Origin of the sequence: Lutibacter sp. (assembly GCF_046055765.1) — a bacterium.
Lineage (GTDB): Bacteria > Bacteroidota > Bacteroidia > Flavobacteriales > Flavobacteriaceae > Lutibacter.
Genome location: NZ_JASFZF010000024.1, coordinates 1 through 13,776, shown reverse-complemented (window position 1 = coordinate 13,776; position 13,776 = coordinate 1). Strand labels below are relative to the sequence as shown.

The window sequence follows — 13,776 nt, the reverse complement described above, 5'->3', positions numbered from 1 at the left end:
ACTTAAATTTAACGCTGCATAAAAAAAAGTAATTTATTTTAATTTGGTTAATTCAGAGTGAAGTTTTCTAGAATCTAAATAGGTAAAACCATTTTTAACAATACCATTTTTATCAATAATAATTGTGCGTGGGTAGTTACTAGTAAAATATTTATGAGCTTCACTATTTTTTGTAAGTTTAAATTGTTTGGAAATATCTAGATTTTTTAAATTCGGTTCAGAGGTTAAATCTTCTGAAGTATTTTGCATATTAATACCAATAAATAATATATTAGGAAAATTTGTTTCTAAATACTTAATGCGCTTCACTAGGTAATCTGAAGACATATAATTAGTAGACCAAAAGTAAATTACAGAATTTTTGTGTTTTATAACATCATTTATGGTTGCTATTTTGTTATTATAAGAAAGTATGTTGAAATTGTGTAAAGGTTCTTTATTTTTAATAGTTTTGCTATCGTTCACTAATTTTTCTACTTGTGTGATATATTCTTGATTTGTACAATTGTTTATAAATAAATTTAATGCATCTTCATTTATACTACAAGTTGATTCACTTTTTAAAAAGTCATTAACTAGAATTCTTTTTAATAAAGTGTTTTTAAATTTTTCAGATTTAATATGATCTACTGTTGCATTTAAAATATTAACGGTTAAATTATTTTTTGTAGAATCTTTTTCTTTGAGTTGATAGCTTAAATTATACAGGTAATATACTACGTAATTTTGATAAGGATAGAATGCAATTAAATTATCTTCATTTAAACTTATATCTTTTCTAAAATTGTAAAACTCTTTAGAAATCTTAGGAAATTTATTTAGTTTATGTGCTTTTTTATAAAAAAAAGGATACATTTCTTTTAGCCTGTAGAGTGGGAAATTTATTGCTGAAGTAGTTAATTTTTTAAATCCATCAGTGGTTTTTTGAATTCTTTCAGAAGAAAACTTATTAAAAATTTCAATGCGTTCATTCGAAAGAGAATCTATTTTATGTTGAAACTCATATTCATTCAAATTAAAATATTGGTACATATTTTTTTCTTCCTTTTCATTTTGTAAAAATAAATTTATTAAAAACTCATTTTTATCGCTTCCTTTTCCACTAAATACAAGTGATTCGTCAAAATCCCAAGTATTAAGTCTAACTAAAATACTATCCTTTGGTTGAATGTAAACGTATTGAAATTCAGTACCATGCTTAAAAGTATATAAACCTTCAACTAACGATTTGTAATTATTTATAAAGCGGTTATTGCTATCTAAAAATAATGTATCGATAACACTACCTTCTTTTAAAAATAGTACAAAATCTGTTTTAGGATTAATTATTTCACCGCCAAATGACGTTATCTCCGTGTCTTCATTAGCTGTTTTACAACTAAAGGCTACTATTGCTACTATGATACTAATAAAGTATTTCATTGAGATTTATAAAAACAAAAATACGTACAACTTATTTGTTAGCTTGTTAATGAGATGTTAAATATAAAAATGCGATTATAAAATTGGTGATAATTAACTTTAAATTAAATATTTTTTAGTAAATCTAATTTACTACTTTTGCAAAAAATTAAAATAAAATAAAGAATGCTTTCAGTATCAAATTTATCTGTTCAATTCGGGAAACGTGTTTTGTTTGACGAAGTTAATACAAAATTTACAATTGGAAATTGTTACGGAATTATTGGCGCCAATGGTTCTGGAAAATCAACTTTTTTAAAAATTATTTCTGGTCAAATAGATGCAACATCAGGGAGTGTGAATTTAGATCACGGAAAACGAATGTCTGTTTTATCACAAGATCACTATGCTTTTGATGAATATCAAGTTTTAGATACTGTTCTTTTGGGAAACAAGCATTTATTTGATATAAAGAAAGAGATGGATGCTATTTATAGTAAAGAAGATTTTTCTGAGGATGATGGAATAAAAGTTGGAGAATTAGGTGTAGAATTTGAAGAAATGGGAGGTTGGAATGCTGAAAGTGATGCTGCAACGATGTTATCATCCTTAGGTATTAGAGAAGATATACACTATACTTTAATGAGTGAATTAGATGGTAAAGCAAAGGTACGTGTATTGTTAGCGCAAGCTTTATTTGGAAATCCAGATTTACTAATTATGGATGAGCCTACCAATGATCTTGATTTTGAAACTATTGGATGGTTGGAGAATTTTTTAGCAAACTATGATAATACGGTAATTGTTGTTTCTCATGACCGTCACTTTTTAGATGCTGTTTGTACACATATTTCAGACATTGATTTTGGAAAGATTAATCATTTCTCAGGAAATTATACTTTTTGGTATGAATCTAGTCAGTTAGCTGCTCGTCAACGTGCGCAACAAAATAAAAAAGCAGAGGATAAAAAGAAAGAATTAGAAGAATTTATTCGTCGTTTTTCTGCCAATGTTGCAAAATCTAAACAAGCAACTAGTCGTAAAAAAATGATTGAAAAATTAGATGTAAATCAAATAAAGCCATCAAGCCGTAGATATCCTGCCATTATTTTTGAACGTGAAAGAGAAGCAGGTGATCAAATTTTAAATGTAGAACATTTGTCTAAAGCAACTGATGAAGAAGTATTGTTTAGCAATATTCATTTTAATTTAAATAAAGGAGATAAAGTAGCTTTAATTTCTAAAAATTCGAGAGCTGTAACTGCTTTTTATGAAATATTAAATGGACACGCAAAAGCAGATGGAGGGAAGTTTCAATGGGGAGTAACTACAAATCAATCTTATTTACCTTTAGATAATTCAGAGTTTTTTATAGATTCAAGTTTAAATTTAGTAGATTGGTTACGTCAATATGCTAAAACAGAAGAAGAGCGAGAAGAAGTTTATTTGAGAGGATTTTTAGGAAAAATGATTTTTAGTGGTGAAGAAGCACTAAAAAAATGTAATGTGCTCTCAGGAGGTGAAAAAGTACGTTGTATGTTATCTAGAATGATGATGTTGAGAGCAAACGTTTTAATGTTAGATGAGCCTACAAACCATTTAGATTTAGAATCAATTCAAGCATTTAATAATTCATTAAGTAATTTTAAAGGAACAGTGCTATTTACAACACATGACCACGAATTTGCTCATACAGTAGCAAATAGAATTATTGAAATTACTCCAAAAGGTGTTATAGATAGATATTCAACATTTGATGAATATTTAGGAGATCCTAAAGTAAAAGAATTAAGGACTAAAATGTATTTATAATAAAATAGGGAGCTAGTTGGCTCTCTTTTTATAATTGTCCATTCTTCTCCGTTTTCCATATTCTTGAAGAATTCGCCTATTAAAATCTCTCTCTGCTTTTTTTAGCATAATAATTTTTTTAGCTGAAATAACTTTTGAAAGTTCTTTAATTAATTTTATTTTGGAAGCAGTTATTTCCTTTTCAAGTTGAATAGAAATTTCAATTAATTTTTGAGCTTCTTTTTCGGAAAGATTTTCAACACCACCAGCAAATTTAATTTTACGTTGTAAACCACCTTCCAATTGCATTTTGTTTTGTTGTATATTACCTATATACAAATTATATACAGGCCAAAATTTTTCTGCTTCTTTGGGTTTAAGATCTAGAGCCTCAGTTAAATAGGCAGTTTTAAGTGCTTTTATTTTTTGTCTATTCATTTGCTGCGCAAAAGTTATGCTTGTGGCAAATATAAAAATGAATAATACAGCTAGTTTTGTTTTCATTTTAGTACTATTTTAATTTTCATAAATAATTAATTCCAAGTCTTCATTATTTAAATAATCAATTACTTCTTCATCCGAAATAGATAATGCATAATTATCATTATTTAATTCAATATCTGAGTAAATTGAGGCTATAGTTAAGTCATCAATATCTATGTTTCCATTTTCAATCCAATTTTCAATATCTGTTGTTGCCAAAGAACCAAAAGAAATTAAATCTTTATTTGTATTTAAAGTAATTATAAGTAGGAGTGAGGCTGCAATTGTTATTGGGAAAATAATTTTAGTTAAAGTATTTTTTAATGAAATTATTTTTGCTTCGGATTTTATTTTAGTAAAAACATTTTCGTCAATAGAATTAAAGTAGTCTTTTGGAACTTCTAATGTACTTTTATTTTCAATCTGAATTGCTTCAGCTTTTAATTTTGCAATCACAATATCTTCTACAGAATTAAAGTAATTTTCGGGAGTTTTAAATCTTTTTTTAGTTGAATATTTTTGAAGATTTTCAATTTTCAATTTAGTAAAAACAGTATCTTCAATAGTATCGAAATACTTGTTAGGAATTTCAAAACCAGTTTTCTTAAGTGAAATTTCACTTAATTTTGGTGCTATTTTATGTAAATCTTTTTTCTTCACTATTTATTAGACACTTTTTTAGCCTATTGGTTTAATGTGATTTTACAAACTCTTCAATTTTTTTTACTGCATGAAAATAAGATGCCTTTAAGGCTCCTACTGAAGTTTCTAAAATTTCAGAAATCTCAGTATATTTCATTTCATCAAAATACTTCATATTAAACACTAATTGCTGTTTTTGAGGTAATGTGAAAATTGCTTTTTGTAATAACTGTTGAATTTCATCACCAGAATAGTATTGATCTTCGTATAAATCAGCGGCCATTTTATGTTGTAATTCACTAATGTCTACATGTTGTTTGGCTGCTTTTTTGTTAATAAACGTTATTGCTTCGTTTGTTGCAATTCGATACATCCAAGAATATAGTTTACTGTTTTCTTTGAAAGCATGTATATTTTTAAAAATTTTTATAAAAGTATTTTGAAGAACATCATCAGCATCATCATGGGATAATACAATTTTACGAATATGCCAATATAAACGTTCTTTATAAATAGACATTAAATTACGAAAAGCTTTTTCTTGCGTATCGGAGTTTTTAAGCTGAGCCACTAATAATTTTTCGTCTTTCACATGAAATATTTTATACTTAGACTTTGAAAGTTACTAAAGGTTTAATTTAAAACCAAAAAAAGAGGATAAACTTAAATTTATCCTCTTTTAAAGCTATATATTTTAAATTTACATACTTTTTAATTCGGCAACCAATTTACTTAATACTTCTTTTGCATCTCCAAATAGCATTGAAGTTTTTTGATTGTAAAATAATTCATTTTCTATACCTGCATAGCCAGGTTTCATACTACGTTTATTAACAATAATATGTTTTGCATTTTCAACTTCTAAAATTGGCATACCATAAATTGGACTTGAAGGATCATTATGAGCCGCTGGGTTAACAACATCATTTGCTCCAACTACAAATACAACATCTGTACTAGCGAACTCTGGATTTACATCATCCATTTCTGCTAATTTATCGTATTCAACATTTGTTTCTGCCAATAAAACATTCATATGACCAGGCATACGGCCTGCTACTGGGTGAATGGCATATTTAACATCAATTCCTTTACTGTCTAATAATTGTTCTAATTCATGAATTACATGTTGTGCTTGTGCAACTGCCAAACCATAGCCAGGAACTATAATTACTCTTTGAGAATAGTTCATTAAAATGGCAACATCGCTTACAGATGCTTTTGATATACTTCCTGTAATTTCATGGCCTTCAGCATCTTCACCACCACTACTTCCAAATGCACCAAAAATAACATTAGATAAAGATCTGTTCATGGCAGTACACATGGCGAAAGTTAAAATGGTTCCAGCTGAACCCACTAAAATACCACCAGTTAATAATACCATATTTCCATATAAGAAACCTGCAAATGCTGCTGCTAACCCTGTAAAAGAGTTTAATAATGAAATTACTACGGGCATATCAGCTCCACCAATTGGAATTACTAATAATATTCCATAAGCTAAAGCTGAGAAAAATAATGAATAAATAAGCAATTGGCTTGAAGTTCCACTAATTACCATAAAAATACCAAAAGCTATAATTGCAAGAAGTACTAAATTATTTAACAAATTGTATTTTGGTAAACGAATTGGTTTTTTTAAAGTTCCGTTTAGTTTTCCTAATGCAATCATACTACCAGAAAAAGAAACGCTACCAATTACCATTCCAGCAATTATAGTTGCAATGTGTAATTGATTACCAACATTATGATGAAATTCAATTAAACCTATTAAGGCTGCACTAGCACCACCCATTCCATTAAATAATGAAACTAATTCAGGCATTTTTGTCATATCTACTTTTTTAGCAATAAGCCATCCAACAATGGTTCCTATTGTAATTGCAATTGCTATAAGTATATAAATTTTAGAAGGTACTTCTTCCCCTTGATATAAAAATAAAGTTCCGAAAATGGCTAAGGACATACCTGCAGCTGCTATTAAATTTCCTCTTCGTGCGGTTTCAGGATGACCTAACATTTTTAATCCAACAATATAAGTTATTGATGCGATTAAGTATATAAATTCTAGACTAAATGTATATTCCATTATTTTTTCTTTTTAAACATTTCTAACATGCGGTCGGTAACAACAAATCCACCAACCACGTTTAAAGTTCCGAGTAATACAGCTACAAAACCTAATGAAATCGATAAGATATTATCTGGATCAGCATCGATCATTACTAATATTGCCCCAATAATAATAACTCCATGAATGGCATTTGCACCAGACATTAATGGGGTGTGTAACACTGCTGGCACATGGCCAATTATTTCAACGCCTACAAAAATCATCAATATAACAATGTATATCATTTGCAGGTTGCTACTTAAAAAATCTATAAATTCTGTCATAACTATTTAGTATTTCCGTTTTGTCTTATTAATCCTTCTTTAACAATAAGAGTTTTATCGGTTATTTCTTCATCTAACTCCCATTTAAATTTAGTTTCATCGGTTAAATGCATGATAAAATTAAACATGTTTTTAGCGTATAAATCACTAGCATTGGTAGAAACACTTTCTGGAGCAATGGAGGTTCCAATAATTTTCACACCGTATTCAATTACAGTTTTGTTAAATTTACTTAATTCACAATTACCACCTTGAGCTGCCGCTAAATCAATAATAACTGCTCCGTTTTTCATTTGTTCTACTTGTTCTTTAGTAATTAAAATAGGTGATCTTCTACCTGGAACCATTGCGGTTGTAATTACTAAATCGGCTTTAAATAAAGAATTATTTACCGCTTCTTTTTGTCGTTTTACATAATCTTCAGAAGCTTCTTTTGCATAACCTCCTTCAGATTTTTCACCAGTATTATCTACACTAATAAATTTAGCTCCTAAAGATTCTGTTTGTTCTTTGGTTTCTAATCTAATATCAGTTGCTTCAACTACTGCACCTAATCTTTTTGCTGTTGCAATAGCTTGTAAACCAGCTACTCCAACACCATAAATTAAAACTCTTGATGGAGTAATAGTTCCAGCAGCAGTCATCATTAAAGGGAATATTTTAGTCATTTCGTAAGCGCCTAAAATAACCGCTTTATAACCAGCTAAGTTACTTTGTGAACTTAAAATATCCATATCCTGTGCTCTTGAGATTCTAGGAATAGCATCCATTGAAAAAGCAGTAGCACCTATTTCAGCAATTGCTTTAATTAGTTCTGGGTGCGATTTATGGAATAACTGACTCATTAAAATATGGTGTTTATCCACTAATTTCAAATCTTCTTCGTTAAAAGGATTAATTTTCACTAAAATATCTGCATCTTTAAAAACAACACCTCTTTTTTCAACAGCAGCACCAATTTTAGTATAGTCAGAATTTTTAAAAGAAGAAGCATGTCCTGCATCTTCTTCTACAATAACTTCAAATCCTTTATCAATAAGCTGTTTAGAAATAGTAGGAGAAATTGAAACTCGCTTTTCGCCTTTTTGAGTTTCATTTAATATGCCTATTTTCATATAGTTTAGGTTTTAATATTTGTTATAATTATATAGTTTGTTCAAATTAAATTAATATGATAATAAAGTGACTAATTAGTCACTTTATTATCATTCATTTTGAAAAGTTAGATTAATATTGCAGAATCTAATATTTGGGTTAAATTTCTTTAATATTAAAATCATTTTCTATTCTTTTTTAATAGTTTGTAAAAGTACAAAATTATACATATCAAAAAGTTGATATAAGTCAGATTTTATGTTTTTTTCGCTAAATTCACTATTTTAATGAAAATTATATAATAAATATTACTAAAGTCATCTATTTTATTCAAATTTTGAACGAAATTTATTGTTAAAAGGTATTTAAATTATTAGTTGTTATTTTGTAGGTGATATGAAAATAAAAATTACTTTTTTAGGTACTGGAACTTCACAAGGTATTCCTGTAATTAATAGCTCTCATCCAGTTTGTTTATCTACGGATAAAAGAGATAAGCGTTTGAGAGTTTCTATATTAATTGAATGGGGTAATTTTAGTTATGTGGTTGATTGTGGACCAGATTTTAGATATCAAATGTTACGTGCAAATGTATCTAAAATTGATGGTGCCTTATTTACGCATGAACACGCCGATCATACCGCAGGATTAGATGATTTACGTCCATTTAGTTTTCAATTAGGAGCTGTACCAATTTATGCACACAAAAGAGTATTAAACTATTTATCAAAACGATTTGATTATATTTTAAATGATAACAATAAATATCCTGGAGCACCAAGTGTTAAACAAATTGAGATTAAAAATAAGCCTTTTACTATTGGAGGCTTAGAGGTAATTCCAGTTAAAGTTGAACACGGAAAATTGTCTATTTTTGGGTTTAGATTTAATAATATTGCTTATTTAACGGATGTTAAAACTATTTCTGGAGTTGAAAAATTAAAACTTAAAAATTTAGACATTCTGATTATAAATGCTGTTAGAATTAAGCCACATCATTCTCATCTAAATTTAGATGAAGCACTTGCTTTAATAGATGAATTGAAACCTAAAAAAGCATATTTAACACATATAAGTCAATATTTAGGGTTTCATGCTGAAGTAGAAAAAAACTTACCAGAAAATGTATTTTTAGCTTATGATGAGTTGATTGTTGAAGCTTGATAATTATTCTTTAATGCTATTTCAACAGCTTTTTCTGCATGAATTTTAGTTGTATTAAAAGTGGGGATATTATATTATTAATTATTTTGTTGCTACATAAATACACGGTGTTTGTACAAAGTACTATTAGATTTGCACTAGCTAATTCTATTTTTTTTGCAGAATCTACCATTAAATTATCTAATATTTCCAATTATTTTTGTGTTAATATTTTTTAATTTTGGCAAAATTTACTAAAATCATACTACTTTTACCAGTATGGAAACCACCAAATAATTCTAGTACTTTTTCATTAATTTATTATAAATTAATGAAGATTAACTCATTCTACCAATTAAACCAATTGTATTCATATTAATTAATAAGTTTTATAGATTTTACTTAAAGTTTTTCGAATTTCATTTTTAATGGTTGAAGTTGATTTTTGAAAGTGATTATTCATATAGCTAAAAATTAAAATGGTACCTTTTTTAGTTATTAGATAGCCACTTAAATTATAATTGTTAGACAATGAACCAGTTTTAGCGTAGATGTATGGCTTTTTAATTTCATTCCAATTTTTCAAAGTACCGGATTCTCCTGCAGCAGGAAAGTAATTTAAAAGTTTAGTTAAAGGTATTTCATTGTACATTTTATCTAATAAAAATATAAAATCGTTTGGAGTAAATAAATTATATCTTGATAAACCAGAACCATCAACCCAACGTGGTTTTTGAGGTAAACCTTTTAAATAATTATTAAGTGAATAACTAATTGCTTTTTTTACTGAATATGAGTTGGAAACTTTTTTCCCAACTTGAAGCAAAAGTTGTTCAGCAATAAAATTATCACTTACAATAAGCATTTGTTTGTATAATGTGTCAGAATTCACTCCTTTTATAACTTTATATTTATAGGCTTTAGAATCGGGAATTAGTGGAATATTTTTTTTAATAATTTTACTTAATAAATTAGAAATAAGAAGATTAGATGTAATAAATGGAACTTCGTTTTCTTTTATGCTCCATTTCTGTATGTAAAATTTATTTTTTGCAAACTCTCTTCTATTGGTTATAGAATCTAACACATTTATTTTTTGTTTAAAATAAGAGGGAGTTGCGTTTACTAAACTATCAATAAAAGTAAACTTTACAATATTTCCATACATTGGGAATAAATTTTTCTCAGGCATATAGTAATATTCATAATCATCCCAAGACCAACCACTTCCATAATTTGTATCATCAATAGTTGCATCAACTAAGTAAATATTTTCTTTTTCATTTTTTAGAAAATTTATAATTTTAGTACTTTCATTCGTATATAAAAATGAAGGATCTGCAGTTCCTTTTATTATTAATGAATCTTTTGTTTTATAATAAGCTAAACTAGCGATACTGTCTTCAAGTGTTTTATAAGCAGTATAAAATGTAAACAGTTTTGTATTTGAAGCAGGTGTAAAATACTTTTGACCGTTATAGTTTATAATTTCTTTTTTTGTGATTGGATTGTATAGAATAAAACCTTTAAAAAGAGAATTCTCTTTATTTTTTAGTTTGAAATCTTTTTTAATTTTATAAGTAGTTCCACAGGAAGTTAGTACTAGTGTTGTAATTAGCATTAGACTTATTACATATATGATATTAATTATGTGTTTCAATATTTAAACAATTTAATTTTAAAGTAAATATACTAATTGTTTAAAGGTATTATAATTTATAAGCTATTTTACTTCAATCATTATTGGTAAATGGTCTGAAATATGTTTGTTACAATTTTTTAAATCATCAATATGAGTATATGATAAGATAGTTATGTTTTTTGTGAAAAAATAATCAATTTTTTCCCAAACTTTTCCCAAACTAAAACCATTAAGAGTTCCTTTTGGTCCAACTAAACTTGTCTTTGATATTTTTAAAGGGTCATCTAAACTTGATTTGAATAATTGAATAGGAGCCTCTTCTGGAGTAAGATTTAAATCACCCATTAATATTAAAGGGAAGTTTCTTGTATTTATTTGGTTTATTTTTGATAAAATTAATTTTGCTGAATTTTCTCTTGCAATGTTTCCAATATGATCAAAATGAGTATTAAAAATCCATAAATTTTTATTTGTATTTATGTTTTCAAAAAGACCATAAGTACAAATTCGTTTAAGGTTTGCATCCCAACCAATTGAAATAGAATCGGGTGTTTGAGATAGCCAAAACGTATTACTTATTTTTAAATTAAATTTAGTTGTATCATAAAATATTGCTGAATATTCACCTTTATCTTCGCCATCTCTTCCAATACCAATGTATTTATAGTTAACTAGAGAGCTATCAATATAGTTAACTTGTGTTTTTAATCCTTCTTGAATTCCAAAAATTGCTGGATTGTTATTTTTTAGAAGTGTAATAATTTTAGCTTTTCTGTTATCCCAATTATTTTCTTTGTCAGTTTTGTTAGCGTATCTAATATTATATGAAATAATTTTAGTTGATTGTGCAATAGTAAAATTTGAAATTAAAGCTACAATTAGAAATGATATGTAATATCTTTTAAAAATTTTCATTTTTATTGATAAATAGAAAAGGGTAGATTTTAAACTAAAAAAAAGCCTATCAAATTATTGATAGGCTTCTACATTGTAAAAAGGTAATAGTATATATTAAATAACTTTTACATTTACTGCGTTTAAGCCTTTTTTACCTTCTGTTAATTCGAATTCAACTTCATCACCTTCACGGATTTCATCGATTAAACCTGAAATGTGTACAAAATGCTCTTTGTTTGAACCTTCTTCGCTGATAAATCCAAATCCTTTTGTTTCGTTGAAGAATTTTACTGTTCCTTTACTCATTATATTGATATTAAAAATTATATTAGTTGCAAATGTACTGTTTTATATTGGATATTCATAAATTTTTTATTTTTATAATTATTTTTTATTTAATAGGTCTATTAATCTTTAAATGAATAAGTTATGAATCTTATATTCTTAATCCATAAATTAAATGGCCACACTTTTTATTATCAAATTCAATAATGTTAGGCAAGTAGCCAAGTTGTTTAAAGTTATTTTTTTCTAATAGTCTTATAGTGGAGTAGTTAATGTCTAAAACAAATGCAAGTAAATTTTTCTTATTAATTCTATTACAATCTAAAACTGCAAACTTTAATAAGGAGGTGCCAATTCCTTTTTTATGGTAAGAATAATCTACATAATAGCTTATTTCAGCTACTTTTTGCATTGCTTTTCTTCCTGGTCTGTAAGGAGATATTGTGCAAAAACCTACAACTTTTTTATTTATTTCAGCAATATAAAGAGGATACTCATTAGTATTAAACTTTTTGAACCACTCAACTCTGTCTTCAATTTTAAATACTTCAATGTCACCCGTTGCAGATTTAGTTTTAATAGCTTGGTTATAAATGTCAACTATATATTGTAAATCTTTTATCGTGGCAAATCGTATTATAGGTTCTTTAAGCATAAAAATCGACTTGTTTTAAAGATATTTTTTTGAAGTGTCTAATATAAGTAGTTATTTTTATTAAAATGTTATCAAAGATAAATTTTACATTTCTCTTTTTTGTGTTTATAACCTATTTTAGTCTCATCTTGCAATGAGAAATTATCTGGATTTACTACATTTACTAGGATATTCTTTTAAGACTGTTTAACTAAAAATAAATATCTTAGAATTATGGAAAAACGACATTACAGTACTGAATTTAAATTAGAGACTGTCCGTTTAAGTTACAAGTGCGATAATATTAAAGATTTAGCTAATGAGTTAGGGGTTCAAGTTCAATGCGTTTACAGGTGGCGAGCTACTCATAGAGGAACTTCCAGTTTGACAGTTATTAATTTGTACTTCGTTTTATTCATTTTACCAATTTTTTCAAACAAGTTTAATTTTATACCTTTTTTCAAGTCTCTACTAGCAGTTGCAGGAGAAACATCTTTAAAAACATCCATATAATCTTTTCTAGTAAACTCTATTTTGTTTAGTAAACTAAAATATTCTAGTCTGTCTTTTTCATTTAGAATTCGATTATTAAAGTCTAATAATTCACTTATTGAGATGTCAATAATATCTAACATATATTCAATAAATTCCGTTGACTTTCCAGATTTATCACTTTGAGATAAAGCATTGTAGTATTTCTCTTGATCTTTACTAATTAGTGTTTCAAATGGTAAATATTCAAATACTGGATATTTTTCCATTAAAATCAAAGTTTGCCATAATCGTCCCACTCTACCATTTCCATCTAGAAAAGTATGAATAAATTCCATTTCATTCGAATTTTTCAAATACTCAAAAAGGTCTTTCATTAAGTATGGAACATTTTCATACGGAGGAGCTACATGTTCAACTTTTGTACCTTTTATAATTCCAACTCCTTGATTTCTATATTCCCCAGCATTTTCAATCAGATTATTCATTAAATTCTGATGAGCTTTTAAAAAGAGTTTTTCATTTAATAGATTGAACCTATCTAAATTTTCATAAATATCAATTGCATTTAAAACCTCTTTAATATCTTTTTTGGGCCAATTACTCGTTTATTTTATAAAAGGGCAGTGATTTGTTTTTACTAAGAGTATTTCCCTCAATTTTTTCTGTGTAGTCAATATTTGTAAATGACTTGTTTTTATGTAATTTTAATTCATTTGTCATTTTTATACATATACTTGTGGTTTTGTGTATACATATTTCAGGACGGGTCACTATTTTTATATTTATAAAATCGATGATAAGAGTTCGTGGTTCTAGCACTGTATTTCTTTCTTAATGTTAGCATTTGATTTTTTCTTAGAACATTAAA

General features: G+C 27.1%; 13 protein-coding genes and 2 pseudogenes. 3 read left to right on the top strand and 12 right to left on the bottom strand.

Going from position 1 to position 13,776, the window contains the following annotated elements; genetic code table 11:
- Positions 1 to 33 precede the first annotated feature (33 nt).
- Complete coding sequence (locus QM495_RS02360; RefSeq protein WP_408670499.1) at positions 34 to 1,422, bottom strand: hypothetical protein; 1,389 nt, start codon at positions 1,420 to 1,422, stop codon at positions 34 to 36.
- 165 nt (positions 1,423 to 1,587) lie between these two features.
- Here QM495_RS02360 and QM495_RS02355 point away from each other — a divergent pair, with 165 nt between their 5' ends.
- Positions 1,588 to 3,213: an ABC-F family ATP-binding cassette domain-containing protein gene (locus QM495_RS02355; protein ID WP_408670498.1), complete on the top strand. Its 1,626-nt coding sequence runs from the start codon at positions 1,588 to 1,590 to the stop codon at positions 3,211 to 3,213.
- 12 nt (positions 3,214 to 3,225) lie between these two features.
- Here the strand turns inward: QM495_RS02355 and QM495_RS02350 are convergent, their stop codons facing one another.
- The 6 genes from QM495_RS02350 to QM495_RS02325 all read right to left on the bottom strand — a co-directional run bounded on the left by QM495_RS02350 (position 3,226) and on the right by QM495_RS02325 (position 7,832).
- A complete protein-coding gene (locus QM495_RS02350; protein WP_408670497.1) occupies positions 3,226 to 3,696 on the bottom strand; it encodes a sensor of ECF-type sigma factor in 471 nt (156 codons plus the stop codon).
- 12 nt (positions 3,697 to 3,708) lie between these two features.
- Positions 3,709 to 4,335, bottom strand: a complete 627-nt coding sequence (locus QM495_RS02345; protein ID WP_408670496.1) for a hypothetical protein — start codon at positions 4,333 to 4,335, stop codon at positions 3,709 to 3,711.
- A gap of 31 nt (positions 4,336 to 4,366) precedes the next feature.
- A complete protein-coding gene (locus QM495_RS02340) occupies positions 4,367 to 4,909 on the bottom strand; it encodes an RNA polymerase sigma factor (RefSeq protein ID WP_408670495.1) in 543 nt (180 codons plus the stop codon).
- A 108-nt stretch (positions 4,910 to 5,017) separates the two neighbouring features.
- Positions 5,018 to 6,409, bottom strand: coding sequence for an NAD(P)(+) transhydrogenase (Re/Si-specific) subunit beta (locus QM495_RS02335; RefSeq protein ID WP_408670494.1), 1,392 nt, complete (start codon positions 6,407 to 6,409; stop codon positions 5,018 to 5,020).
- Positions 6,409 to 6,717 carry an NAD(P) transhydrogenase subunit alpha gene (locus QM495_RS02330; protein WP_408670493.1) on the bottom strand — a complete coding sequence of 103 codons (309 nt, stop codon included), beginning with the start codon at positions 6,715 to 6,717 and terminating at the stop codon, positions 6,409 to 6,411. The genes QM495_RS02335 and QM495_RS02330 overlap by 1 nt, the downstream gene beginning before the upstream one ends.
- A 2-nt stretch (positions 6,718 to 6,719) precedes the next feature.
- Complete coding sequence (locus QM495_RS02325) at positions 6,720 to 7,832, bottom strand: NAD(P) transhydrogenase subunit alpha (protein WP_408670492.1); 1,113 nt, start codon at positions 7,830 to 7,832, stop codon at positions 6,720 to 6,722.
- A gap of 382 nt (positions 7,833 to 8,214) precedes the next feature.
- On the opposite strand from QM495_RS02325, the gene QM495_RS02320 reads away from it, so the two are divergent.
- Positions 8,215 to 8,976 (top strand): MBL fold metallo-hydrolase, encoded by a 762-nt coding sequence (locus QM495_RS02320; RefSeq protein WP_408670613.1) that lies wholly within the window; start codon positions 8,215 to 8,217, stop codon positions 8,974 to 8,976.
- Between the two features lie 358 nt (positions 8,977 to 9,334).
- Here the strand turns inward: QM495_RS02320 and QM495_RS02315 are convergent, their stop codons facing one another.
- The 4 genes from QM495_RS02315 to QM495_RS02300 form a co-directional block, all read right to left on the bottom strand.
- Positions 9,335 to 10,576 carry a D-alanyl-D-alanine carboxypeptidase gene (locus QM495_RS02315; protein ID WP_408670491.1) on the bottom strand — a complete coding sequence of 414 codons (1,242 nt, stop codon included), beginning with the start codon at positions 10,574 to 10,576 and terminating at the stop codon, positions 9,335 to 9,337.
- Between the two features lie 102 nt (positions 10,577 to 10,678).
- Complete coding sequence (locus QM495_RS02310) at positions 10,679 to 11,512, bottom strand: endonuclease/exonuclease/phosphatase family protein (protein WP_408670490.1); 834 nt, start codon at positions 11,510 to 11,512, stop codon at positions 10,679 to 10,681.
- Positions 11,513 to 11,608: 96 nt separating this feature from the next.
- The gene (locus QM495_RS02305) at positions 11,609 to 11,800 is read right to left on the bottom strand and encodes a cold-shock protein (protein WP_291801079.1); all 192 of its coding nucleotides are present in this window, start codon (positions 11,798 to 11,800) and stop codon (positions 11,609 to 11,611) included.
- A 130-nt stretch (positions 11,801 to 11,930) separates the two neighbouring features.
- The gene (locus QM495_RS02300) at positions 11,931 to 12,434 is read right to left on the bottom strand and encodes an N-acetyltransferase family protein (RefSeq protein ID WP_408670489.1); all 504 of its coding nucleotides are present in this window, start codon (positions 12,432 to 12,434) and stop codon (positions 11,931 to 11,933) included.
- 213 nt (positions 12,435 to 12,647) lie between these two features.
- Here QM495_RS02300 and QM495_RS02295 point away from each other — a divergent pair.
- A pseudogene (locus QM495_RS02295) lies at positions 12,648 to 12,743 on the top strand (hypothetical protein); the annotation flags it as partial.
- A 35-nt stretch (positions 12,744 to 12,778) separates the two neighbouring features.
- Here QM495_RS02295 and QM495_RS02290 read toward each other — a convergent pair.
- A pseudogene (locus QM495_RS02290) lies at positions 12,779 to 13,568 on the bottom strand (Fic family protein); the annotation flags it as partial.
- Between the last annotated feature and the right edge of the window lie 208 nt (positions 13,569 to 13,776).

Excerpts from the sequence above, each read along its gene's own strand:
- QM495_RS02305 (WP_291801079.1), bottom strand. The coding sequence starts at position 11,800 with ATGAGTAAAGGAACAGTAAAATTCTTCAACGAAACAAAAGGATTTGGA.
- QM495_RS02325 (WP_408670492.1), bottom strand. The coding sequence starts at position 7,832 with ATGAAAATAGGCATATTAAATGAAACTCAAAAAGGCGAAAAGCGAGTT.
- QM495_RS02300 (WP_408670489.1), bottom strand. The coding sequence starts at position 12,434 with ATGCTTAAAGAACCTATAATACGATTTGCCACGATAAAAGATTTACAA.
- QM495_RS02360 (WP_408670499.1), bottom strand. The coding sequence starts at position 1,422 with ATGAAATACTTTATTAGTATCATAGTAGCAATAGTAGCCTTTAGTTGT.
- QM495_RS02335 (WP_408670494.1), bottom strand. The coding sequence starts at position 6,409 with ATGGAATATACATTTAGTCTAGAATTTATATACTTAATCGCATCAATA.
- QM495_RS02350 (WP_408670497.1), bottom strand. The coding sequence starts at position 3,696 with ATGAAAACAAAACTAGCTGTATTATTCATTTTTATATTTGCCACAAGC.
- QM495_RS02330 (WP_408670493.1), bottom strand. The coding sequence starts at position 6,717 with ATGACAGAATTTATAGATTTTTTAAGTAGCAACCTGCAAATGATATAC.
- QM495_RS02355 (WP_408670498.1), top strand. The coding sequence starts at position 1,588 with ATGCTTTCAGTATCAAATTTATCTGTTCAATTCGGGAAACGTGTTTTG.
- QM495_RS02315 (WP_408670491.1), bottom strand. The coding sequence starts at position 10,576 with ATGCTAATTACAACACTAGTACTAACTTCCTGTGGAACTACTTATAAA.
- QM495_RS02310 (WP_408670490.1), bottom strand. The coding sequence starts at position 11,512 with ATGAAAATTTTTAAAAGATATTACATATCATTTCTAATTGTAGCTTTA.